Source organism: Candidatus Ornithobacterium hominis (assembly GCF_951229915.1).
In the GTDB taxonomy this organism is placed as follows: domain Bacteria; phylum Bacteroidota; class Bacteroidia; order Flavobacteriales; family Weeksellaceae; genus Ornithobacterium; species Ornithobacterium hominis.
In genome coordinates this window covers 1,121,350-1,146,075 of record NZ_OX579588.1, presented here as the reverse complement: position 1 = coordinate 1,146,075, position 24,726 = coordinate 1,121,350, and the positions used below count along the sequence as shown (strand labels likewise).

The following is a 24,726-nucleotide window of genomic DNA, read 5'->3' as shown; positions in this document are numbered from 1 at the left end:
TTTCAGATAATTTATATTTTAAGAAATTTAGAAAGAAGAAAGACTGCAATGTAATGAAGAAAGATTACGATTTTGATGAAATCATCAACCGAAAAAATACTGATGCGGTAAAGCTTGAAGAAATGAAAAAAATCTGGGGCAGAACGGATTTAGTCCCAATGTGGGTTGCTGATATGGACTTCAAAACACCAGATTTTGTTTTACAAGCAGCGCAGCGAGTAATCGGTCATCAGATTATAGGCTATACCACAGCACCCAGCGAGTGGTTTCGTTCCATTATCGAATGGCAGAGAAAAGTTCACGATTGGGAAATCTCAAAAGAAATGATTTTATACCTCCCAGGCGTGGTACCTGGGTTGAGTATCGCAGTAGCGGCATTCACATCTCCTAGCGATGGAGTGATGATTTATCAGCCTGTTTATCAACCCTTTAGCGTGGTGATAAGAAATCAAAACCGAAAATTGGTAAATGTGCCCTTAATTTTAAAAAATGAGCGTTACTATATTGATTTTGAGTTAATGAGGGAAAAAATAAAAGACTGTAAAATGTTTTTTCTTTGCCATCCGCATAATCCTAGCGGGCGTGTGTGGACAAAGCAAGAATTACAAAAAATTGCAGAAATTTGTGAAGAAAATCAAGTTTTAGTCATTTCAGATGAGATTCATGCAGATTTGAGCTTCAAAAAACATGAAACTTTTGCCAAAGTTTCAGAAGCCGCAAAAATAAATTCCGTAACCTTTAATTCAGCAAGCAAAGCTTTTAACATGGCAGGTTTTAATAGTGCTTATGCCATTGCCCCCAACCCCAAAATTCGTAAAAAGTTAAAAGATTATCTACAATCTACAATGCTTTTTCATGGGCATGCTTTTGCCTATCAACCGACGATTTCGGCATATCAAAATGGAGAAACATGGCTGGAGGAAATCAAAAATTACATTCAAGAAAATATTAATTTTACGATTGAATTTTTCCGTCAAAATCTATCTAAAATTAAGGTCATGCGGCCAGAAGCCTCTTACCTGATTTGGCTAGATGCACGAGAGCTGGGCTGGAGTGCCAAAGAACTGAATGAATTTTTTGTAGAAAAAGCGGGACTAGCACTTAATAATGGAATGAGTTATGGAGTTGAAGGTGAGGGGTTTATGCGAATGAATGTAGCCTGCCCACGGGCAATACTAGAAAAAGCTTTAAATCAACTTAAAACCGCTTATAAAGAAATTTTTTAAGCCTTAAAAAAAAATGAAATTAAATTTTCCTTGTGAAATTTCAGTAGAAAAATCAAAGTTTCTCTTGGCAATTTCGGGTGGAGTGGATAGCATGGTTTTGCTAGATTTATTTAGTCAAAAAAAATTGAACTTTGCAGTAGCTCACATGAATTTTGGTTTGCGTGAGGCAGCTGATGAAGACGAAAATTTCATAAAAAAAATAGCGCAGGATAAAGCTATTTCGTTCTTTTCAAAAAAAGTAGATACGTTAAATTTTAAAAAAGAAAATTCACTGTCAACTCAAATGGCAGCGAGAGAATTGCGCTATGCTTGGTTTGATGAATTGTGCAAGAAATATGATTTTGATTACACCGTGACGGCACATCATGCTAACGATCAAGTAGAAACATTTTTTTTAAATCTATTGAGAGGTAGTGGCGCCAAAGGCTTGAGCGGAATGCAAACTCGGCAAGGGAAAATTTTACGCCCATTGTTGAGTATAAAAAAAGAAGACATTTTAGCCTATGCGAAAAACCACCAAATCGCTTGGCGAGAAGATGCAACAAACCAAACGAATGATTATTTACGCAACGCTATTAGAAATCAATTAATACCGATTTTAAATGAAATTAAATCAAATGCAGAAGAAAGGATTTTGCAAAGTATGAATTTATTGGAAATTGAAAATCAGTGGATTAATGAAAGAGTGAGTACATTTAAAGGAAAATTTTTTAAGCCTTTAGAAAATCAAACCTTTTCAATTCCTATCGCTGAGTTAAAAAATTTAAAACCTATAGAAAATACGTTACATTATTTATTTTACGATTTTGGATTTGGTTCAGCAAAAGAGATAGAAAAATTATTATCGGCAGAAAACAGTTCTGAAATTCAATCAGATAAGTTTCGATTAATCAAAAATAGGAAAGAAATTTTATTAAAACCTTTAGAAGAAATTACTACAGAAAATATTTACAAGGTTCAAATTAATAAGAAAATGGAAGTTCCATTACCTATTTTTTTTCAAACCTCTGATGCTGAAAAAATAAAAACTTCTGCTAGTTTTGACTATAAAAGCCTAAAATTTCCCTTATATTTGCGTAGCAAAAAAATGGGCGATCGATTTTTCCCCGCAGGGATGGGAGGGAAGTCAAAAAAAGTGAGTAAATACTTGAAAGACGAAAAGTTTTCAAAGCTTGAAAAAGAAAAGACTTTGATTTTGGTAGATGCAAATGATGAAATTTTGTGGATTGTTGGTCACCGCCAAGATGAAAGATTTTTACCCCATAAAAACACAAAAGTATGGCTGCACGTAGATTTATAAGATTTTTATTTTCATTATTTTTTGTCGCCTGTACGGCACTTTCTGGGCAAGTTTTACAACCAGTAAAATGGACGCAAAATGTCAAAAAAAATAGTGATGGAACGCATAACTTAATCTTCAAAGCAGAAATTGAGAAAGATTGGCATTTATATTCTACACGCCACAAGCGAGGGGGTATTGGTATACCTACGGCTTTTGATTTTCAGAAATCCACTGATTATCAGCTCGTAGGCACAATCAAAGAAGAAGGAAATTTGCACGATGAGTTTAGTGCTGCTTTTCAAGAACAACAAGTTTATTTTAGTGATAAAGCTATTTTTACACAAAATATAAAAGTCAATCAGCCGACAAAACTTGAGGTTGAAGTAATGTTTCAGGTTTGTGATGACGAGAGATGCCTGCCGCCAGATTACAAAACCTTTCAATTTGATTTAAAGCCAGCAGAGAGTTCAGCTAAAAATGCAGCTGAGCTGAAATCAGATGAAATCAAAGAAAATTCAAGCTTCAGGAATGAGGTTGAATCTGATAATCAAGAAATCACTGATGCAGAGGAAGATAGCGCTGAGAATGAAGATGGCTTAACCCAAAATTTCATTGAAATTTCTTCTGAAAAAATCGTAACAGATAAGGAGGTAAAAGAAGTCGAAATAACGAATTCTAATGCCAATCGTAGTATGTGGGAGATTTTCGTATTTGGATTTTTGGGAGGTTTTGCAGCTCTGCTGATGCCATGTATTTTCCCGATGATTCCGCTGACGGTGAGTATGTTTACCAAACAAAGCAAAAGTCGAAGCTCTGGGATTTCTAAAGCCTTGATTTATGGAATTTCCATTATAGTCATTTATGTTTTGCTTGGGATGTTGATAACGATGGTCTTTGGACCAAGTGCACTGAATGCCTTGGCTACCAATCCTTGGGTCAACATTGTTTTCTTTATTCTATTCATAGTTTTTGCCGTTTCATTTTTCGGTGCTTTTGAAATTACTTTGCCATCTAAATGGATTAATAAATCAGACAAAGCTGCTGACCAAGGCGGATTGATTGGTATTTTCTTTATGGCATTGACTTTGGCATTGGTTTCCTTCTCATGTACGGGACCAATTATTGGAACTTTGTTGGTAGACTCAGTCAGTTCGGGTGAAAAACTGGGACCTGCTGTCGGAATGTTTGGGTTCTCTTTGGCTCTAGCTTTACCTTTTACACTTTTTGCACTTTTCCCAAGTTGGCTCAGCAGTTTACCAAAATCAGGAGGATGGTTAAATACGGTAAAAGTTTCTTTAGGCTTCATTGAATTGGCTTTTGCTCTGAAGTTTTTGTCTAACGCAGATTTAGTTCTACAAATGCACTGGCTTGAGAGAGAAGTGTTTTTAGCTGCGTGGATTGGAATCTTCTTGATCATGGGACTTTATATTTTGAATATTTTCCAGATGAAAAACGATGGAAATTCCAATGGGATTGGCTGGGGGCGAATGCTTTTTGGGATTCTCACCTTTATATTTGTTGCCTATATGATTCCAGGTTTATTTGGCGCACCATTGAAGAAATTAAGTGGATTAATCCCACCAAAACATTACAGCGAATCACCGTTGGGCTTGGGAGGTGGAGGCACTTCGGCTGTGGTAGATTTACCAGAACATGCTGAGTTTGGCCCTCATCAAATCCCTACTTTTCATGATGTGGAAGACGCCTTTGCCTATGCAGAAAAAGTTAATAAGCCCGTGATGTTGGATTTTACAGGTGATGCTTGTGCTAATTGCCGTTTGGTAGAAGATAATGTGTGGAGTGACCCGCGTGTAAAGGAAAAATTGACTAAAGATGTAGTTTTAGCTTCACTCTACGTTGACCGATTCATTGAACTACCTGAAGAAGATAAAGTTTATTCTGAAGAAAAAGGACGGAAATTACGTACAATTGGTGATAAATGGAGCGCTTATCAAATCAAGTATTTTAAATCCAATTCTCAGCCGCTGTACATTTTGATAGATAAAGAGATGAACCGCTATACTGAACCGATGGGTGCAGAATTAGATGTAGAAGATTACCTGGAGTGGATAGAAAACGGTGTTGAAAATTATAAAAAACAAAATCCTTAATTAAGGATTTTCTGTTAATTCTGTGATAGGAAATTTTGTTTAAACTTTCTGCGAATGTTCAATCATGGAATGGAATTTTATCGATGTATTTGCCTAATATTCAGTAGCGAAGTCTTTCCTATAAAATCACACTGAGTATAAATCGTCTGATCTTGAGAAATATTTTCCACCGATGAAACTGGTATTTGGCGGGTTTCTAATATTTTATTTTAGATGATTCAATAAATCGTAAATTCTCATAAACACGTTCATTTTCACAAATAATTTAATTTATCTTTTCCAATTACTAAAAATATTTACGTGCTGAGCCATAGACGTTTAAAGGAAAAAAACTTCTTCCAGTATACTCACACTAAAATTTAGGTTTTTCCCAATTTTAATTTGAGCTGTTGCAGCATGATGTCGGTCATTTTAGGCAAATCAAATTCAGGTTTCCAGCCCCAATCTTTCTGTGCTACGCTATCATCAATCCAGTTGGGCCAAGAGTCAGCGATACTTTGCCTAAAATCAGGGAGATATTCAATTTCAAATGCTGGGATTCTTTTTTTGATTTCTTCTGCCAATTCTTTGGGCGTGAAGGATAAGCCACTAAAATTGTAAGATGAATGAACACTTAGTTTTTCGCTAGGGGTTTCCATCAGCTCAATTGTTCCGCGAATAGCATCATCCATGTAGAGCATGGGTAGTGCGGTGTTCTCATTAAGGAAACAATCATATTTTTGATTTTCTAAGGCTTGATAGAATATATCTACAGCGTAGTCTGTCGTTCCGCCGCCAGGTTGCGTCTTCCAGCTAATTAAGCCTGGGTAGCGGATACTTCTTACATTAATATCAAATTTTTTGTAATAATATTCGCAGAAACGCTCGCCTGCAAGTTTAGCAATGCCATACATGCTTTCAGGGTTTTTGATGGCACTTTGGGGGGGTCCTTCTTTTTCTGCTCCACGGCCGTAAACAGCTATACTACTGGGCCAAAAAATATTTTTAATCAGTCCGTCTTTAGCAAAATTTAAAACAGTGAGTAGTGTTTTGGTATTCAAATCCCAGGCGCGTACAGGGAATTTCTCAGCAACTCCAGAGAGCATTGCCGCTAAGTGATAGACCGTGTCGATTGAATGTTTTTTTAGAATTTTCTTAAAACTTTCTGCATCTAGCACATCCAGTTGCTCAAAGTGCTTATATTCATCGTTCAGTGGTTGCCTGATGTCGGTAGCAATTACATTGTTTTCTCCGTATCTCTCTACCAAAGCAAAAGTTAACTCAGAGCCAATTTGCCCCAAAGCACCTGTAATTAGAATTTTTGGCATTAGAATAAAATTTTAATTCTCAAATATAAGAAGATTTTTACGTTTTTCTAAATACTTCATCAGTTTTTCATACTAGAGCGTAAGCCCAATTCAATGACTTCTAAATTTGAAATTTTTCCTTGGTGAATCGTAAAGCGAAGCATGGTGCGAATGTGGTGAAAACCATACTTGCCGCAAGCACCAGGGTTCATGTGGATTAAGTGGTTTTTGGCATCGGGAATGACTTTGAGAATGTGAGAATGCCCACAAAAATAAAGTTTGGGCTTAATTTCCTTTATTTTTTCTTGGATTTTTGGCGGATAATGAGGCGGGTATTTGCCAATGTGGTGCATCAATATTTTGACTTTCTCGATTTCTACAACGATTTCCTTTGGGCAGTAACTGCGGATTTCTTGTCCATCAATATTTCCATAGACGGCATAAAGGGGAGCAAAATTTTCTAAGGCTTTTAAAATTTTCACTTCTCCGATGTCGCCAGCATGAAAAATTACGTCTGCTTTTTGTGCATAGTTTAAAATTCTTTGGTCAATATGGCTATGTGTGTCAGAAAGTAGTAATACCTTTGTCAACGTTTTTTTATTTTTGTAAAAATATTAAAAATTTAGGTTTTAGTGCGTTATTTTATTGAATTCTCTTATGATGGTTCCCAGTATCACGGTTATCAAATCCAGCCCAATTGCATCACAGTGCAAGAGGTGCTAGAGGAGCGATTAAGTAAACTACTGTCGCAAGAAATAAAGACCGTGGGTGCTGGCAGAACAGACGCAGGGGTGCATGCCAAGCAAATGTTTGCACATTTTGATTACGAGAGGATTATAAATCGCTTTGAATTAATCAAACGTTTGAACGGTTTCTTACCTCAAGACATTGCTGTTCATCAGATTTATGTAATGAAAGAGGGGGCTCATGCCCGTTTTGATGCAATCAAAAGAATTTATGAATATCAAATTAATTTGGCCAAAAACCCTTTTGAATACAACGCTGGGTGGAATATTTTTTTTAAGCCTTTAGAAATAAATAAAATGAATGAAGCTGCGCAATCATTGTACGGGAAGAAAGATTTTTCAAGCTTTGCAAAGCTTCACACAGATGTGAAAACACATATTTGCACGGTAGAAAGAGCGGAGTGGGAGAGTCGTGGCGACCACCTGTACTTCACGATTGTGGCAGATCGTTTCCTGAGAAATATGGTGAGAGCCGTGGTAGGAACTTTGGTGGCGGTAGGTGCAGGTGAAATTTCAGTGGAGGAATTTAAAGAAATTATAAATAAAAAAGATAGAAATGAAGCGGGAGCAAGTGCGCCAGCGCAAGGTTTGTACTTAGCAAAAGTGGAATACCCTAAAGCTATATATAATGGGAAAGGATAAAAATAGATTTAATTTTTCTGAACTTAAGCGACTATTTTATTTAGGTGTAGAAAATAAGAGATTATTTATTGCTGTTATATTGATCGCAGTTTTTTTATCGGCAGTATCTTCCATCCGTCCATTACTCACGGGGAAAGCTATAGACCAATTTATTCTCCCCAAAGAACCCGCTTTGCTTTTGCAACTTTGCGTATGGCTGGGCTTGATTCTTTTGGCAGAAATCATATTACAGTATATTTTTATTTTATTCTCCAATATTGTAGCACAAGATGTGATTGAAAAATTACGTGTCAATTTATTTAATAAAATCATTAACTACCGATTGGCTTTTTTTGATAAAACGCCTAACGGAAGGTTGGTAACTCGTTCAGTATCAGACATAGAGACGATAAGTCAGGTTTTTACCGATGGGATTTTGGTCGTGTTGGGCGATTTATTACGGATTTTTTTCATCATGGGTACGATGTTCTATACCAACTGGAAACTGGCGTTGGTGGTGATTGTTATTTTACCGCTTATGGTTATAATTACTCGAATTTTTCAACGTTCTATCAAAAAAACATTCACAGCTGAAAGAAATCAAACATCGGCTTTTAACAGCTTTGTGCAAGAAAGGCTTTCAGGAATGAATATTATTCAACTTTTTAACCGAGAAGATTCAGAGTATCAAAAGTTTACTGAAATTAATCAAGATTTGAGAAAAGCCTATTTAGCTACGATTTTTTATTTCTCATTGCTATTCCCGATTGTAGAATTGGTATCTGCATTTGCTTTAGGCTTGGTAGTCATTCTAGGTGGGTTTAGTGCTTTTTATTACAGCGATGTAACTCCAGGAGAAGTAATAGCTTTTATCATTTTTATTCCAATGTTGGTACGCCCGATTCGCCAGATGGCAGAACGATTTAATAATTTACAGCGTGGTTTGGTGAGTTCAGAAAGAGTGTTTAAAATGATAGATTTAGATGATAGTATTCCTGATTTGGGGAAAATCGAAAAAAATAACATTCGTGGTTCTATTGAGTTTAAAAATGTTGTTTTTGAATACGTTGAAAATCAAGAAGTTCTGAAAAACATTAGTTTCTTAGCTAATCCAGGAGATACGATAGCCATTGTGGGTGCCACAGGAGCAGGAAAATCTACGATTATTAATTTACTGAGTCGATTTTATGATATTAAAAGCGGGAATATTTTAATAGATGATATTGATATTCGGGATTATAGATTAGAAAATCTCCGCTCTCACATTGCCGTAGTTTTGCAAGATGTTTTTCTATTCAACGAATCCATTTTAGAAAATATTACACTGGGGAACCCTGAAATCACTCGAGAACAAGTCGTTCAAGCAGCTAAAGAAATTGAGATTCATGACTTTATAGAAAGTTTGCCTGGTGGGTACGATTTTGTAGTTTCTGAGCGAGGCAGCACATTATCGGTAGGGCAACGGCAACTGATTTCATTTTTGAGAGCTTATGTCTATAATCCCAAAATCTTAGTATTAGACGAGGCTACAAGCAGTATAGATACCAATTCTGAAAATTTAATTCAACAAGCGACCAAAAGAATTACCAAAGAACGCACAAGCATCGTCATAGCACATCGTTTAGCGACCATCAAAGAAGCGACTCAAATTTTAGTCATGCGTGCTGGGAAAATCGTTGAAAGAGGAAAACACAAAGAATTGCTAGAAAAAAAAGGCTACTATGCTGAATTGTACGAAGCTCAATTCCAAAATACAAATTCGTAATGTTTCATAAACTTTAACATTTGTTTTTAAATCATTAAAAAAGTTATATATTTGCAATTAAGACTAATTTTATGAAAAAATTATTTTTATTTGCAGTTGCTGCAGGTTTAGTGAGCGTAACTTCTTGTAAAAAAGAAACTAAAGAAGTAGAAACTGTTGTAAACGATGCTGCTGCTACAGAAGCAGAGCAATTAGGTGACAATATTGCTGATAAAGCAAGCGAAGTTTACGAAGATGTAAAAGCTGCTGTGACAGATGCGCCTTCTATTGAGAATCCCCAATTGCAGGAATGGGTCAACAAATTACACGATGCTGCTGCTAAAGCAAAAGCAGCTTCTTATGCTGGAGACCAAACTGCATTGAACGAGGCTGTAGCTGAAATGACTTCTTTGAACGAAAGTCTTTCAAATTTCTCTAGCGACCCTGAGTATGCTAAAGCTGAAGCTTATTACAAAGAAATTCAAGCAGAATTGGAGCAAACTCAAATGTAATTATTAGACCTACATTAGAAATTTTTTAAAAAACCGTTTCAATCAATTTTGAGATGGTTTTTTTATTTAAAAATTTTTTAAGCCTTATAAAATTTAGTTCAAAAGTTTTGAAAAATAATCTTTTTTGCTGTGAAAATCACTCATAATATTCATTCATAGCGTTAGGTTATAATGATTAAATCAAAAAAAATCAAAAAAAGCAGTAGAGATTTCCGTAAAGAAATTAAGGCAAAATTGTGGCAGAGAGCTTAAATTCATTTCTATTTTCCGTTGGAAATTAAATGAAAAAATAAAAAATTTTTAAGCCTTAGAAAATTTAGTTCATAATTCAATTTTATTCTTTCACTGAATTAATTACATTTGTTATCTTGAAATTTGTGAAATTTTGATGTATGAGATTTATAGTATCTAGTTCTAAGCTACAAAAACACCTGCAAATGATTAGCGGTGTTATCAACTCTAGCAATACCATGCCCATTTTAGATAACTTCTTATTTGAATTGGATGAAGGGAAATTAAAAGTAACAGGCTCTGATATGGAAACCACGGTTTCTACAGTGATTCCAGTAGATTCAGACGATACCGATTCTTTGTGTGTGCCGTCTAGAATTTTATTAGATACTTTAAAAACCTTCCCAGATCAGCCTTTAACTTTTCATAAGAAAGAAGAGAATCTGTTAGAAATCACATCAGACCAAGGTCGCTATCAACTTTCTTACTTATCGGCAGATGACTTCCCAGAAGCCCCTGAATTAGAAGATATAGAAAGCATGACGATGCCCGTGGATGTGCTAGTAGAAGCTATCAATAAAACACTTTTTGCCACAGGAAATGATGAGCATAGACCAGTGATGACAGGCGTTTTCTTTGAGTTGAGCACGGATGAGTGTCGATTTGTTGCTACGGATGCACATCGATTGGTGAAATACATGCGTTCTGAACTAAAAACTCAAAAGAATGCCCAATTCATCATGCCTAAGAAACCTTTGAATTTAATTAAAAATATATTCCCGCTAGGTGAAGATGTGATGATTGATTATAACGAAACCAACACGAGATTCACCACTGGGGATTTGACGGTGCTGTGTCGCTTGATAGATGGGAAGTACCCAGCTTACAATGCTGTGATACCAAAAGATAATCCAAATGTTTTGACCATTAACCGAGTTCAATTTTTAAATTCGCTGAAAAGGGTTTCTATTTTTGCTAATAAATCAACACATTTGGTTCGCCTCAAATTAACTGGCAGTGAATTGAGCATCAGTACAGAAGATGTTGATTTTTCCAATAAAGCTGAGGAAACTTTTGCTTGTGATTATAATGGGAATGATATACAAATCGGGTTCAATGCTAAATTTTTAAGTGAAATGTTACAAAATCTACAGAGTAATGATGTAACACTCTCTATGTCAGAACCTAACCGTGCAGGAATCATTGAACCAATTGACGGCTTAGAAGATGGAGAAAAAATATTGATGCTGGTGATGCCATTGATGCTTTCGGCATAAAAAAATTAAAAAGCTTATGAAAATTTCTTACGATTGGTTAAGAGAATATATTCAGACAGATCTTTCTATTGATAAAATAGCAGAAGTTTTAACAGATATTGGACTAGAGGTCGAAGGAGTTGAGAAAATCGGTGTAGATGAGAAGGATTTAGAGGGATTTGTAGTGGGAGAAGTCATCGAATGCTTGCCTCATCCTAATGCCGATAAATTGAAAATCACACAAGTTGATTTAGGGCAAGAGTTTCCAGTGCAAATCGTTTGTGGAGCGCCTAATGTCGCTACAGGGCAAAAAGTCCCAGTGGCAACGATAGGTACGCTAATAAAGAGTGCAGATGGTTCAAGTTTTGAAATCAAAAAAGCGAAACTCCGAGGTGAAAGTTCGCATGGGATGATTTGTTCTGAAAAGGAATTAAATGTTTCAGATAATAACGATGGGATTTGGGTTTTAGACAAAAATCTTCCCGCAGGGAAACCGATGAAAGAAGTTATAGATATTTCTTTAGATTATATGATAGAAATCGGCTTGACGCCCAATCGTGCAGATGCAATGTCTCACTTTGGCGTTGCCCGTGATTTGCACGCAGCTCTTTCAGCTAAAAAATTAGCAAGCCAACTGGAAATCCCATTTCTAGAAGAAATAGAAAACACCGTTGGGCCTTTTCAGATTGAAATTGAAAATGAGGAATTGTGCCCCGCTTATTATGGAGCCTATATTGAGAATGTAGAAATCAAAGAATCACCTCAATGGCTCAAAAAAAGACTTCATGCGATCGGCATTAAACCGAGCAATAATGTTGTAGATATTACAAATTACATTTTACACGGTTTAGGGCAGCCTTTGCATGCCTTTGATGCTGATACGATTGCACATCAAAAAATTATTGTAAAAACTGGTTTTGAAGAAAATTTCAAAATTTTAGACCAAACGGAAAAGAAATTAAAAAAAACAGATTTAATTATTTCTGACGAAAATAAACCATTAGCAATAGCTGGCGTTATGGGTGGTTTAGATTCGTCGGTAAAGAACTCTACAAAAAATATTTTTTTAGAAAGTGCTTATTTTAAACCCACAGGTATTCGAAAAACAGCCAAACGATTAGGAATTAATTCAGATGCTTCTTTTCGCTACGAGAGAGGAATCGACCCCAATATTACAGGATTAGCCTTAGAAAAAGCAATTCAGCTGATATTGGAAGTTGGGGGAGGAGTTTTGGTGCAGAAAATAAAAAATAGACCTCGGGAAATTACTGATTTTGATGTGATTTTGAAATACCGAAATCTCGATTTGATTTTGGGAGAAAGAATTCATCGCCAAAAAATTAAAGAAATTTTAGAACTACTTTCAATTGAAATTATTTCAGAAAATAATGATTTCTTGGAATTAAAGGTGCCTGCTTATCGTGTTGACGTCCAGCGAGAAATTGATGTGATAGAAGAGATTTTGCGCATTTATGGCTATAATAGCATTCCACAAAAGGAAAAAGTGAGTTTCTCTATCGTGAAGGGTGAAGGCTTTGAAAGAAATGATTTCATCAATCGACTATCTGATTTTTTGGTTTCCTGTGGTTTTTTTGAGGCCATGAATATATCGATGTACAGTGAGAAATATGATACGAAACAACCTGATACAGAGAAATCTATTCGCTTAATCAATTCCCTGAGCCAAGATTACAACATCATGCGCAGAAGTCTGTTGCCAGAACTGATTCAAAACATTCAGTTTAATATCAATCGTAAAAATGAAAATTTACGCTTGTTTGAAATCGGACATGCTTATGAAAAAACTGCAAATGCTTATCAAGAAAACTTCCGATTAGCACTTGCCGTGAGCGGGAAAAGCAATACACAGCACTGGCAAAATAAAGAAACAGAATTGGATTTGTTTTATCTGAAGGGAATTATTGAAGCTTTATTTCAACAGTTGGGAATTCAAAAAATTAATTTCACACAAGAAAATCAAACTCTAAAAATTCAATTGAATCGTAAGGAAATTGGTGTTTTAAAGGTGATTTCTAATGGAGATAAAAATTATAAGCTTTCGCAAAACGTTGTGGCAGCTGAGATTGAACTACAACCCATTTTTGAAGCATATCAATCACAGCAAGTGAAGTTTAGTAGTATTCCTAAATTCCCGTTGGTAACAAGAGATTTGGCTTTGCTGCTAGATAAACAAATTCAATATGAAGAGATTTTAAAAACTATTCATCAGCTTCAAATTCAAGAAATTAAAAATATATCACTTTTTGACGTTTTTGAAGGAGAGCAACTAAAAGATAAAAAATCATATGCCATTCGTTTAGAAATTTTAAACCCTTCTAAAACGATGACAGATCATGAAATTGATCAGATTATGAATAAAGTTATTACGGAACTTAAAAAACAATTAAAAGCTAATTTAAGATAATTAATTATGAAAAAATCATTGCTATACATCAGTCTTTCTGTTTTTATGCTTTCTTGTAGCCCCATGCCAATGAAGAAAAAAGTAAATGTAGATGCTTTATATGGAACTTGGTTTTTGCAAAATGATAATCACGCTGAATTGGGATTTGAAAAGCAAAAATTACACCTTACATTTAGTCAAGAAGATAATGAAAATAAAGTCAGTGGGTTTGCTGGGTGTAATAATTTTTTTGGTGTTTTCAATAGTCATCAAAATAATTTGAAGATTACACAACTGGGGCTGACTAGAATGGCTTGTCCTGAGCTTGACGTGGAACAAGATTACATAGAGCTACTGGATAAGGTCAATCGCTTTGAACGTTCTGGCGAAAATTTATATCTATACCAAGACAATTTGTTGCTTTTGCATTATAAAAAATAGATGCTAAAAGAAATTCAATCCTATTTTGAAAAAGTTCCGCCAGAGAAAAGAAAAAAACGCTTTAAAAATGCTTGCATAGTTGAAGGCGTTACGTGTATTTTACTTTTTCTGGTAGCAATGCCCGTTAAATATCAATTTGGTATTTGGTGGCAGATGATTCCTGTGGGGATTCTGCATGGAGCTGCCTTTATGTGGTATTTAGTTCAACTTCCCTTTGTAAAAAAATTATACCAGTGGGATGATGAGGATTATGTGTTTGCTATTTTATCTGCTTTTTTCCCTTTTGCTACCTTTTGGGTAGAAAAAAAATTAATATGAGCTGTGTAGAAGACAATTCATAACTTCATAACTTTTAATTTGATATTAGAAGATAAAGTACAAGTGGTTGAATTAAAAATTTTTAAAGGCTTAAAAAATTTCAATAGATTTTAAAATTTATTTTTCAGGTATATTCGGGTAGGCAAATCTATAAATCGCTATATGGATCAAAAATATGTAATTTAAAATGCTAGATTTAACAAATGTATAAAAATTGTCTTGATAAATTTAGGTTTTCGCCAAAGGGTTTATCTTTATCGTTAAGAGCAAGAGTTTACAATAAAACCTAAAAAAACCTCTTCAAAATTATTGAAAAGGTTTTTTCTATAAAATTTCTAAAGGCTTAGAAAAATTTTAAATATTGTAAAGTTCTGTATAGTAATCACTTGCCATTCGGTCTGAGTCAAAGAAAGGTACTACATCACTCATTGATTTATGAACTTTTCTAAACCACGCATCATTATCGCCATAGTAAAGCGGTAAAATTTCATTCTCCAAAATTTTGTATAGATTGGCTAAATCCATTTTATCTTGGTCATAGTGCGGTAATGTGTGATCGATGATGGGTAAAGTGTAAACACTTTCTGGGCTTATTTCTTCAAATTCACGAATCCACCCATCATTGGTAGAGAAATTGATGGAGCCATTCATCGCAGCAGTCATTCCGCTAGTTCCAGAAGCCTCTCTCGTCACACGCGGATTATTCAGCCAAACATCAGAACCGTCTTTTAATTTATTAGAAAGATGTAGCTCGTAGCCTGCTAATACCGACATATTTTTGTACTTGTGGCTCAATTCCACCAAAAAATCATATGTGCGAATGGCGTTATAGTCCATCGGGTAAGGCTTCCCTGCAAAAATAATCTGAACAGGGTATTTAGAATTTTTCATCAATTCTTCAAATCGTTCAGCATCGCGAGTTATTAGGTCAGCTCTTTTGTATTCCGCAAATCGGCGTGCCCATACCATTGTGAAAACATCAGGATTGAATAATTTACCTGTCTGATTTGCTACTTCATCAAACAGATATTGCTTCATTTCTCTCTTACGAGCCTTCAGTGCATTCAAGTCATTGTCTTGGCGTGCTTTTTCAATGCGTTCATCAGCCCAATATTTTTTATTTTGAGCATTGGTAATGTGCGTAATCGGGCAAATCCCTTCATAGTGAGCCCACATTTCCTGAGCCACTTCACCGTGTAATTTTGATACGCCATTAGCTTTCCTTGCCAATTTCAAAGCCACCAGCGAGTGATTAAACTCAAAGCCATCAGTATTTGTAAATTCCCTCACGCGTTCGGTGGGTAAGCCATTAAAAAAACCTAACTCACGCAAAATGTTTAAGTCATGTTTCTCATTCCCAGCCTCCTCAGGCGTATGAGTAGTGAACACCAGTTTCTCTTTTAATTTTTCTTTTCCCATTTTGGGTAACCAGTTAAACACGGCAGATAGAGCATGAGCCTCGTTGAAATGGTAAACCTCAGGGTCGTAATTCAGTTCTTCTAGCAATTTAGCACCACCTAGGCCAAGAACCATGCATTGAGCAATTTTAGCTTTTGGGTCGCTATCATAGAGTTTGAAGGTTGTAGAACGAGCCAAGTAGTCATTCTCTGGGACATCGGTACTCAATAGGAAAAGTGGAGCCGTACCAAAAGTCTTAGGATTTAAATAATAAGCTTTTACCCAAACATCATTTCCAGCGATTTTGATGGTAAATTTGATGTTCGTATCTTCTAGAAAATGATAAAGTTTCTCTTGGAATAGAACGCCCATTTTTCGGTCTTCTTTTTTGAACTGGTCATAGTAGCCATACTTCCACAAAATCCCAATCCCAATCAAATTTTGCTTTTGGTCGAAAGCACTTCTCATGTGAGAACCCGCCAAGAAACCAAGCCCACCACTGTAAATTTTTAGACTTTGGTCTATCGCATACTCCATACAAAAATACGCTACAGACGTCTCAAAATTAGGATTGAAAGCGTAAGGATGCCTGAACGCTTGAGGTAACTTATTACTCATTATTTACTCGTTTAAATTTAATTTTTACAAAAATACAAGTTTTATAGAAAGAAAGTATGATAAATACTGTTTTACTGAATTTTTTTAAGCCTAAAAAAAATTAGAATAGAGACAACGGAGCAGCAGTAGATTCTAATTGCAATAATTTTTCTTTTCGCCAGATTTTACCAGCGTAGCCAGCCAAGCTACCGTCGTTTCCCACCACGCGGTGGCAAGGGTAGAGAATCAAGATTGGGTTTTTGGCAACGGCACTAGCAACGGCACGCACCTTCTCAGGAGGATGATTTTTGCTTGTTAAATTTTTGTAAGAACACCTTTCACCATAATTGATTTCATGCAAATCTTCCCAAATTTTAACCTGAAAAGCCTTGCCAAAAGTTTGCGTAGGAATATCAAATTTCTGAAGTTTTTTATCAAAATATGCTTGAAGTTGAATTTCTAAAAGCCTTAATATTTCATTTTTTTGCTGAATATATTCTGCATTTTTTTGACTCAAATAATATGGAAAAGCTTTTGTGATTTTTTCTTCGTCATAAAACTGAAGATAAATAACGCTATGTGAAGTCGCCGCAGCAAAAATTTCGCCCATGGGAGAATGGATAAAGTGGGTAAAAACTTGCATAGAAATTAGAATCGTATAAATTTATTTTTTTATAAAAAGTTAGATTTTTCAACTCCCAACCTTTCCATAATTCTGATAATCAGATAAGTAGAATATGATTTTTTTATTCCCTTTCAGGTACGGGTAAAATAATTCATAGTTACCATTGTAAGAGCTATATCTGATTCCAAAGTTGTTGCCATCAAACACGCTATGGAGATATTTTCGCTCATCTTCTGTCGTTTTTCTAATGTAATCTACCTTTCGCAAAACACTGTCTTTAGGCAAGTAATAATAATCTTTTTTAAACCCCAAAAAAACAGGCGAATCATCAATACTATCTTTTACGATAACGGCAATACTGGGGAAGTTCTTATCTGTAGCAGAAAGTAACTCCAAATTTTTTTTAGTTTTTTGAATATAATTTTCATCAAATTGATAATTAAGAAGTTGATCACTTATATTTTCATTCAGCTTCACCACAGAATCAGCTGATTGTATCAACATATTTTTTTTCCTTACTGAAGTAAAATAATCCCCGCTGAAAAGCAAAATAGCAATGAGCGGGAAAATAGCTAGTAAAGTCCAAATAATTTTTTTATTAACAAAATTTCGTTCAACATCAGCATTATGCTTCTGTGCAATGCGAGTCATATTAAACATGATATTGATGATTAACGCACCGAGCATCAATGCCAAAATCCCTAAAATGCTCAAATAGAACGTGCTAGTCAGATTTTCTCTAAAAACCTTTAGCCCAAAAATTTCTATTAATATAAAGGTAAAAACCCAATAAACAAGCAAAATTATAGAAATGCTACCAATGAGATTACTTAATTTGACCAAAAACTTATTATCCATCTGAGATTAAAAATTTTAAAAAATATTACAAATTTATAATTAATTTTTTTTAAGGCTTAAAAAAATCTTCATCATTTCTGCCCTTCTCAAAAATAAATTTGCATAAAACAAAAGTATAAAATAACCTCGCAGAGAGTTAGCAAAGGATATATTTTGTCAATCTTATTTAACAAAATACATAAAAAATTTAACAAATTGAGTTTGCGAGTTTCAAAATAAAATGTAAACAAACTAATTGATATAAAAAATTCGCTCCCGTAGGGAGCGAACTCTGAAGCCGTACAAGGAAATCCTGCGCGGTTTTTTTGTTTTTACTAGTGTGAATGTAAATAATTTCTTCAAAAAAAGAACTTCTAAAAGTTTCAGCTCTTTCTAAACGAAGAACAAATGTAATAAAAAAAGCAAAAACTCCAAATTATAACATAATAAAAAAATAAAAATATTAACAAAAAAATTAAATAAGGACGAAGAAATTACTATTTTCTCTAGTCATATCTGAGTCAATAGATTTAAATTCAGGCAAAATAACTAAACTAATCAATTCAATATCATATAGTTTTGGGGTAATTGGTTTAAAATGAAAATTTTCTTTCTCTGAAATCGTGCGTAATTCTTTTAAAATTAATTTATAACTTCTCTCGAGGTTGCTATTGTATTTATTTGATAACCAATGAAACTATATATTGACATTGCGGCCCAAACTAAAGCTCAAGAAATGAACAAGTTTAATAATCTGTAAATCAATAAAAATTGGCAAGTCCCTGTTTTAGTCCTTGGTCTGTTTAATTAATTGATTTATAAAGTTATTTGTGGAGCCGGCGGGAGTCGAACCCGCGTCCAAACAAGGAAATCATAAGCTTTCTACATGTTTATTCTTTTCTTGCTTTTTCGTGTGTGTTGAGGGTAAAGAAACCCATAAGCACACCTTAGTTTCATTAAACTTCATTGGCAAGCAGAAACATCTTACCAACTATTCTCATTTCTCTGTGCCACAGAATCAGCCGCCATGAGAAATGGGCAGCTGTGTGACATTTAGCGTCTCAACCTTGTTGAGAATCTGCCAAGACTTACTATAATTCAGTCAATTAGGCCGCTAAAGCGTAATTGTTGTTGCCAGTTAAAAAGTTGAAGTGCCTGATTTACGTGAGTACACAACGTTTCACGACATGCTTACTTATCACCTCGGCTTGCTGTCAAAACCGGTCGGCCCCATATAATAAATTTAAGAGCTTCTAAAAAAACTAGAATGCAAAGATACAAATTTTATTCCAAAACGGGGAAAATGTTTGTTTTATCTCTAACAATTATTGCTATATTTGACAAAATTTTGTGGTAATTAATTTTTTTCATTCGGTGCGTGGGGTAGCTAGATTAGTTTTAAATTTTGAAAAAAAAGAGCTGGAGGAATTTAATTTCTCTTTTTTTAAGAAATGATAAGGATATTTTTTTTGCTCATAACAATTTCATTATCAGCGCAAAGCATTGATTTGGATTCGATAGAAGTGAAAGCGAATCACAAAAATTTACGAGAACATTTTCATAAAATCCAAAAAATCAAAGATTCAGTGAAAAGTCAAAGTATTGGGATAAGTTTAACTGAGATATTAAGAGAGCAAACCCCAATATTTTTCAAAGAAAGCGGTGCTGGCATGGTAAGCTCAGTCAGTTTCAGAGGGACGACAGCACAACAAACCGCTGTTCTTTGGAACGGGCTCAATATTAATTCTCAATTACTGGGGCAGACAGATTTCAATGCAGTAAGTTGGGCTACGACAGATGATTTACAGGTGGAGTACGGTTCTGGAGGAATCATGAATGGGAGCGGAGCCATCGGCGGAACCGTGTCTTTAAGCAATCGACCGAAGTTTGGCAAAAAAAATACTCAAAAATTAAGTTTGGGCTATGGGAGCTATCAGCATTTATTGCTGGATTACAGCCACTTGATGGCGAATGAAAACAGCTATTTTGAAGTCAAATACTCAAGAGAACAATCAAAAAATGATTATAAAATTTCATCTAAAAATTATGAGAATTTAAATGCCGATTTTTGGAAAAATGATATGGGTGTAAATTTTGGTTTCCTTTTTAATAATCAACATAAACTTTTGTTTTTCAATGAGTTTTATAATGATAAAAGAAATTTTTCGCTCATTATTTCAACAGAAAATAAAAGTCGATATTTTAATTATAATCAAAGACATTTGCTGCGCTATGAATTTCAGCAGAAAAAGTTAAAAATCACCCCCGAAATTGGTTTTTTAAAAGAAAATTATACCTATTACCCTAATATAAAGAAAACAGAAAACAGCGGGAATGGTGTAGGATCACTGATAACAAATCTTCAAATAAATTTAAAGCCTTTAAAAAAAATAGATTTAAAATGGAAAAATGGATGGATTTACCGGGAAAGTTTGCCAGATGAAAATGCGTCAATGAAGCAATCTTTTCGGCGTGAATTTCAAACTTCTTTCAACGGATTTTTTAAGCCTTATAAAAAATTGCAACTAGAATTAGGAGCTAGAAAAGAATGGGTTACACATTTTGAGTCACCGTTTTTGTACTCTTCGGCGATTAATTTTCAAGCCTTAAAAAATTTTGAATTAAAGTTAAAAGCCGCAAGTTCATTTCGAGCACCTAGTTTTAATGATTTATACTTCGAGCCAGGGGGAAATTCAGACTTAAAACCCGAATATTCTAAATCATATGAGTTGAGTTCAGGTATTGATTTTAGGTATCTAAAGCTAGGATTCAATTTATTCCATCAAAACATCAGAGATATGATTCGCTGGATGCCAGCAGATAGAGGATATTGGAAGGCATTTAATGTTGATCGAGTGAGAATCAAAGGACTAGAAGCAAATGCTGAGGCTGAATTCAATCTTTTTAAAATAAAGACAAAAACCAAAATGTTTTTCAGCTATACCGATGCCAAAGAAGTGAAAACAAAATTATCTTTAATGTACGTTCCGCCCATTCAAGCTGGTTTGAATTTTGTTTTTCAGTATCAAAAATTTAGTTTTGGATGGAACAATCGCTATACCGATGATGTTTATTTTTCGCTTGGGAAAGAAGAAAATGCTCGCGTAAAGGAATATTTACTGAGTGATGTGATGCTAAAGTATGCTTTTTTAAACAATAAACTTCACGTTGCCTTTAGAATTAATAATATATATAATAAAATTTATCAAACAATATTGAATAGATACCAACCACAAAGAAATTTTAATATAAAAATAAATTATGAACTATTTTAGTAAAATGACCGTTTTTGCGGTAGCATTATTTACCGTATTTTCATGTACAAATTCAGATGAAGATTTTGTAAATCCATCAGGAAAATTTGTTTCGACAGGAATTTTGATTTCAAATGAAGGAAATTTTGGTTCTGCGAATGCATCTATTGATATTTTAACAAATGAAGGAGAACTGCAAACGGATGTTTTCAAAAAATCAAATGAAAACAAACTTCTAGGAGATGTTTTACAGGGCGCTTTTATAGATAAAGATTATACTTATTTGGTCGTGAATAATTCTAATAAAGTAGAAATTTTAGAAAAAGGAACCCATAAAATTAAATTTACCATTACAGAAGAATTAAACTTGCCACGTTATGTTACAGTGACCAATGATTATATCTTAGTAACTAACAATAACTCTACATATGCCGGCCAATCGGGTGGGTATGTTTCTGTGTATAAGAAAGGTGATTTTAGCTTTCATTCCAATATCGAGTTTCCAGAGCAAATTGAGAAAATATTTAGTAATGAGAAGTACATTTACGTGCAGCAGTCCTATTTCAGTACCGGGAATAAAATTATAAAATTGGATGCTTCAACATTGAAGAAATTAGATGAAATTGTTTTAGCTAAAAACTTTAGCGATATGTCTTGGGGAACAGGAAAATACTTCTATGCACTTAGCAATGGGGAAAGTAAATGTAATGACTTCTCAGCGTGCAAAGAAGAGATTAACGGAGAAATCTACCAAATAGAAAAAAGTACTGGCACAATTTCTAAAATTTTTCATTTCAACAGTTACGCTACGAATATAGATCATTATTATGACGATCAAGTTTTTTTCACAACGAGTAATCAGGTCTATAAAATCAATACAGAAAATGAAAATGCTCAACCCGAATCCATCATTGAGACAGAAAAAAACGATTGGGACAATTTCTATGGCTTTTCTGTTTTGAAAAATAAAATATATTTGTCAAATGTCAATGGATTTGTTGCTTCATCTGATGTATATATCTATAATAATAATGGGAATTTAGAGAAAGAATTTAAGGGAGGTCGAGGCGTAAATGACTTCTATCTTTATTAAGGAATCAGTATCAATATCATCATCAGAGATAAAAAATTAAGCCTTAAAAAATTAAGCCTCAAGAGAAATTTTTTAAGGCTTAAAAAAATTTTAAGGCTTAAAAAAAATAGAAATCAACATTCGCAGGGAGGGTAATTATTTTTTTAAAATTATCAGATTTCTCAGCGATGATTTGAGCCTAGTAGAGTGGATGAAAGTTAGCGAGACTATCAGTCTTTAGAGTTTTCCCTAAATACTATACAGGAGAGAAAAATTAAAGAATGACGGCTTAAAAGAGAAAATTTCATTATTTTTTTTGTTAGTAAAAAAAAATGTGTATATTTGCAGTACAAATCGCGGGATGGAGAAGTCGGTATCTCGTCGGGCTCATAACCCGAAGGTCGCTGGTTCGAGTCCAGCTCCCGCTACTAAATAGGACAGAGGAAATTTATTTTCGTTTGTCCTTTTCTTTTTTTGGGAGTAATCCATTGTTTATCTGAAAGATATAATTTGCGATTACGTTCATTCGGGCGGGGCGATATATTTTCCCGTCAAAGTCTAATTTTTAGGAATTTTCCCAAAATCTTTAGAGCCCGTCATTTAATGAATTTGTTTTAATAGTTTCAATTCCGTTGGATTTAACGCTCAAAGCCCAATTAATGCACCGTTTGCCCGAGAGTCAAAAATTCTGCTCTGTAGCGTTGCAGGCAAGGCTGAAAATAGAATTAGAGAATAAGCAGTTTTTGAAGAATTTCTAAAACCATAGAAAATTCAATATAAATGCTTAAAAAAAATCAATGATTTAGAGGCAATTCAATCACAGTTGCTCCTTTTTGATATTTCTCATAATTTGCATCATAAAAAGCATAACCTCGGTTGTTGCAGAAATTTTTAATACTTTTTTCCAAAACACCTTCACCTTTGCCATGAATCACAATGACTTTATCATAGCCATTTTCTCGAGCTTTTTCTAGTCGATTTTGCAAAGAATCCATTTGTTTTGCCAAAATAGAATCAATATTAAAGTTCGGATTGATGTACTCCAATTTATTGTAATGCAAGTCAATTTCCAAAGTAGGTTTATTAACTTTTTTAATTTTCTTTGCAGGTCCTTTCTTTTTGATTTTATTTTTTTCTTTTCTGATTTTCAGTTCCTTATCTTTCTTTTTTATCTCTTTTAGCCTTACTTCTTTAGGCTTAGAAGCCCCTTTCGCCCTAGGGAATTCATCTTCCAATTCGCCGTCGGGCAAAACTTCTGAAACATGATATTCTTCTAAAAATCCAAACGAATTTTCAACAAAGACACTTTCACCGTCTACTTTTTTTACAATTCCTTTGATGTTATCGTCTAATAATTTTATCGCATCACCTTTCTTGAATTCAAACATTTCTTAAATTTAATTAATAACCTGTAGTACATTTTATAAAAAAAGTTGATCAAAAACCTGAAAATCAGTTAATTCAATTTGCTTTTAGCTCAATATGTTTGTAAACAACTTCGAGGCAAGTTACAAAATAGTTTTGAAAGAATTACGCACAATTTCAGAAAATGAGAATTTTAACTTCAAACCAAACACTCCAAAACCATCTGATTTATAGCTCATTATTTTGATTGTTTTAGCTAAATTTAAATCCATCGAATCAGAATATTAACTTTTTTTAGAAATTTGAAATAAACAGCACAGTTTTACCCATTCGAAAAATATCAGGAACGATTTTTTATGTAATTTTGCTCTCTGATTAACTTATTTAAATTAAAATCAAATATGAAACTCACCTTCCACGGACATGCTACTTTAGAAATTCAAACCGAAAATCATAAACTTTTAGTTGACCCATTTATCACGGGGAATCCCTTAGTTGAAAACTATGATTTAGAGAAGTTTAAGCCAGATTATATTATTTTGACTCATGCACATCAAGATCATGTTTTAGATGCCGAAAAAATAGCGAAAAACACAGAAGCAGTCATCATTTCTAATGCAGAAATTGCCGCTTATTACCAAGAAAAAGGAATCAAAACTCACGGTATGAATACGGGAGGTGCCTTTGATTTCCCTTTTGGGCGTTTAGTTTCTACCATTGCTTTTCACTCCAGTAGTTTTGATGATGGAACTTACGGAGGCAACCCCAATGGCTATATTTTCTTTTTGGGTGATAAAAAAATTTATGTCGCAGGAGACACATCATTGACTCAAGAAATGAAGTTGATACCAGAGCTTTATGGTGTGATGGATTTGGCCGTATTACCTATTGGCGATAACTTCACGATGGGGCCAAAACAGGCAGCAAAAGCCGCTGAATTTATAAAGCCTAAAAATATTTTAGGTTACCATTACGACACCTTCCCACCAATAAAAATTGATAAACAGGAAGCGAAGAAAACTTTCGAAGCCATTGGGTTTGAATTAAATTTACTGGAAATAGGAGAATCTCTAAATTTCTAAAGCCTTAAAAAAAAGCCCCTTAAGTGGGGATGAAATTTTTAACCCGATTTAAAATGATAAACTCATCTCTCTATTATGCTGTGCGATAAGATCTTAGCCGATAGGCAGAAGTTGAATTTTGAGAATTATGAAAGCTGAGTTTGAATTAAAGAGTTACAAAACTTGTGTGAAAAATTGATATTCAGTCCTTTGTGTCAAATTATTAGCCACGCCAATTTGCAAACAAGTATTTGCTAATTTACGGGTTAATTTATGTTCACAAAATTTTTTAAGGCTTAAAATATATTAGTTTAAATTCATCATTGCCAAATTAGTTTC

General features: G+C 34.2%; 19 protein-coding genes, 1 tRNA gene, 1 other RNA gene and 1 pseudogene. 14 read left to right on the top strand and 8 right to left on the bottom strand.

Features of this window, described 5'->3' with window-relative positions:
• Positions 1-53: 53 nt before the first annotated feature.
• From QOX03_RS05290 to QOX03_RS05280, 3 genes are read left to right on the top strand one after another with little or no spacing between them, the layout of a single operon-like run.
• Positions 54-1,226: a MalY/PatB family protein gene (locus QOX03_RS05290; RefSeq protein WP_283670315.1), complete on the top strand. Its 1,173-nt coding sequence runs from the start codon at positions 54-56 to the stop codon at positions 1,224-1,226.
• Positions 1,227-1,239: 13 nt separating this feature from the next.
• Positions 1,240-2,526, top strand: coding sequence for a tRNA lysidine(34) synthetase TilS (gene tilS / locus QOX03_RS05285; protein WP_283670314.1), 1,287 nt, complete (start codon positions 1,240-1,242; stop codon positions 2,524-2,526).
• Complete coding sequence (locus QOX03_RS05280) at positions 2,505-4,619, top strand: protein-disulfide reductase DsbD family protein (protein ID WP_283670313.1); 2,115 nt, start codon at positions 2,505-2,507, stop codon at positions 4,617-4,619. The genes tilS and QOX03_RS05280 overlap by 22 nt, the downstream gene beginning before the upstream one ends.
• Before the next feature lie 359 nt (positions 4,620-4,978).
• Here QOX03_RS05280 and QOX03_RS05275 read toward each other — a convergent pair whose 3' ends face one another.
• Both QOX03_RS05275 and QOX03_RS05270 read right to left on the bottom strand, forming a co-directional pair.
• The gene (locus tag QOX03_RS05275; protein ID WP_283670312.1) at positions 4,979-5,926 is read right to left on the bottom strand and encodes an NAD-dependent epimerase/dehydratase family protein; all 948 of its coding nucleotides are present in this window, start codon (positions 5,924-5,926) and stop codon (positions 4,979-4,981) included.
• Between the two features lie 59 nt (positions 5,927-5,985).
• A complete protein-coding gene (locus QOX03_RS05270; protein ID WP_283670311.1) occupies positions 5,986-6,495 on the bottom strand; it encodes a metallophosphoesterase family protein in 510 nt (169 codons plus the stop codon).
• 42 nt (positions 6,496-6,537) lie between these two features.
• Here QOX03_RS05270 and truA point away from each other — a divergent pair, with 42 nt between their 5' ends.
• The 7 genes from truA to QOX03_RS05235 all read left to right on the top strand — a co-directional run bounded on the left by truA (position 6,538) and on the right by QOX03_RS05235 (position 14,178).
• Positions 6,538-7,293, top strand: a complete 756-nt coding sequence (gene truA, locus QOX03_RS05265) for a tRNA pseudouridine(38-40) synthase TruA (protein WP_283670310.1) — start codon at positions 6,538-6,540, stop codon at positions 7,291-7,293.
• Positions 7,280-9,037 carry an ABC transporter ATP-binding protein gene (locus QOX03_RS05260; protein WP_283670309.1) on the top strand — a complete coding sequence of 586 codons (1,758 nt, stop codon included), beginning with the start codon at positions 7,280-7,282 and terminating at the stop codon, positions 9,035-9,037. Before truA ends, QOX03_RS05260 begins: the two co-directional genes overlap by 14 nt.
• Positions 9,038-9,108: 71 nt before the next feature.
• A complete protein-coding gene (locus QOX03_RS05255; RefSeq protein ID WP_283670308.1) occupies positions 9,109-9,528 on the top strand; it encodes a hypothetical protein in 420 nt (139 codons plus the stop codon).
• A gap of 392 nt (positions 9,529-9,920) precedes the next feature.
• On the top strand, positions 9,921-11,036 hold the full coding sequence (dnaN, locus tag QOX03_RS05250; protein ID WP_119059742.1) for a DNA polymerase III subunit beta: 1,116 nt from the start codon (positions 9,921-9,923) through the stop codon (positions 11,034-11,036).
• A gap of 16 nt (positions 11,037-11,052) precedes the next feature.
• The gene (pheT, locus tag QOX03_RS05245) at positions 11,053-13,440 is read left to right on the top strand and encodes a phenylalanine--tRNA ligase subunit beta (protein WP_283670307.1); all 2,388 of its coding nucleotides are present in this window, start codon (positions 11,053-11,055) and stop codon (positions 13,438-13,440) included.
• Between the two features lie 6 nt (positions 13,441-13,446).
• Positions 13,447-13,860, top strand: a complete 414-nt coding sequence (locus QOX03_RS05240; RefSeq protein WP_283670306.1) for an META domain-containing protein — start codon at positions 13,447-13,449, stop codon at positions 13,858-13,860.
• The gene (locus QOX03_RS05235; protein WP_283670305.1) at positions 13,861-14,178 is read left to right on the top strand and encodes a DUF3817 domain-containing protein; all 318 of its coding nucleotides are present in this window, start codon (positions 13,861-13,863) and stop codon (positions 14,176-14,178) included.
• A gap of 354 nt (positions 14,179-14,532) precedes the next feature.
• On the opposite strand, the gene glgP is transcribed toward QOX03_RS05235, so the two are convergent.
• The 5 genes and pseudogenes from glgP to ssrA all read right to left on the bottom strand — a co-directional run bounded on the left by glgP (position 14,533) and on the right by ssrA (position 18,867).
• Positions 14,533-16,194, bottom strand: coding sequence for an alpha-glucan family phosphorylase (gene glgP, locus QOX03_RS05230; RefSeq protein ID WP_283670304.1), 1,662 nt, complete (start codon positions 16,192-16,194; stop codon positions 14,533-14,535).
• A gap of 100 nt (positions 16,195-16,294) precedes the next feature.
• Entirely contained in the window at positions 16,295-16,816 is a 522-nt protein-coding gene (locus QOX03_RS05225; RefSeq protein ID WP_283670303.1) for a methylated-DNA--[protein]-cysteine S-methyltransferase, read from the bottom strand.
• 48 nt (positions 16,817-16,864) lie between these two features.
• On the bottom strand, positions 16,865-17,656 hold the full coding sequence (locus tag QOX03_RS05220) for a hypothetical protein (RefSeq protein ID WP_283670302.1): 792 nt from the start codon (positions 17,654-17,656) through the stop codon (positions 16,865-16,867).
• A 493-nt stretch (positions 17,657-18,149) separates the two neighbouring features.
• Positions 18,150-18,278, bottom strand: a pseudogene (locus QOX03_RS09535) (IS982 family transposase); the annotation flags it as partial.
• 185 nt (positions 18,279-18,463) lie between these two features.
• Positions 18,464-18,867: a transfer-messenger RNA gene (gene ssrA / locus QOX03_RS05215) on the bottom strand.
• A gap of 219 nt (positions 18,868-19,086) precedes the next feature.
• On the opposite strand from ssrA, the gene QOX03_RS05210 reads away from it, so the two are divergent.
• The 3 genes from QOX03_RS05210 to QOX03_RS05200 all read left to right on the top strand — a co-directional run bounded on the left by QOX03_RS05210 (position 19,087) and on the right by QOX03_RS05200 (position 22,389).
• Entirely contained in the window at positions 19,087-20,910 is a 1,824-nt protein-coding gene (locus QOX03_RS05210; protein ID WP_283670301.1) for a TonB-dependent receptor, read from the top strand.
• Positions 20,897-21,982: a DUF5074 domain-containing protein gene (locus QOX03_RS05205; protein WP_283670300.1), complete on the top strand. Its 1,086-nt coding sequence runs from the start codon at positions 20,897-20,899 to the stop codon at positions 21,980-21,982. Before QOX03_RS05210 ends, QOX03_RS05205 begins: the two co-directional genes overlap by 14 nt.
• A gap of 334 nt (positions 21,983-22,316) precedes the next feature.
• A tRNA-Met gene (locus tag QOX03_RS05200) sits at positions 22,317-22,389 on the top strand.
• Between the two features lie 366 nt (positions 22,390-22,755).
• Here QOX03_RS05200 and QOX03_RS05195 read toward each other — a convergent pair.
• Positions 22,756-23,349 (bottom strand): Smr/MutS family protein, encoded by a 594-nt coding sequence (locus QOX03_RS05195; protein WP_283670299.1) that lies wholly within the window; start codon positions 23,347-23,349, stop codon positions 22,756-22,758.
• 378 nt (positions 23,350-23,727) lie between these two features.
• Between QOX03_RS05195 and QOX03_RS05190 the strand changes: the two genes are divergently transcribed.
• Positions 23,728-24,408: a metal-dependent hydrolase gene (locus QOX03_RS05190; RefSeq protein WP_283670298.1), complete on the top strand. Its 681-nt coding sequence runs from the start codon at positions 23,728-23,730 to the stop codon at positions 24,406-24,408.
• Positions 24,409-24,726 lie beyond the last annotated feature (318 nt).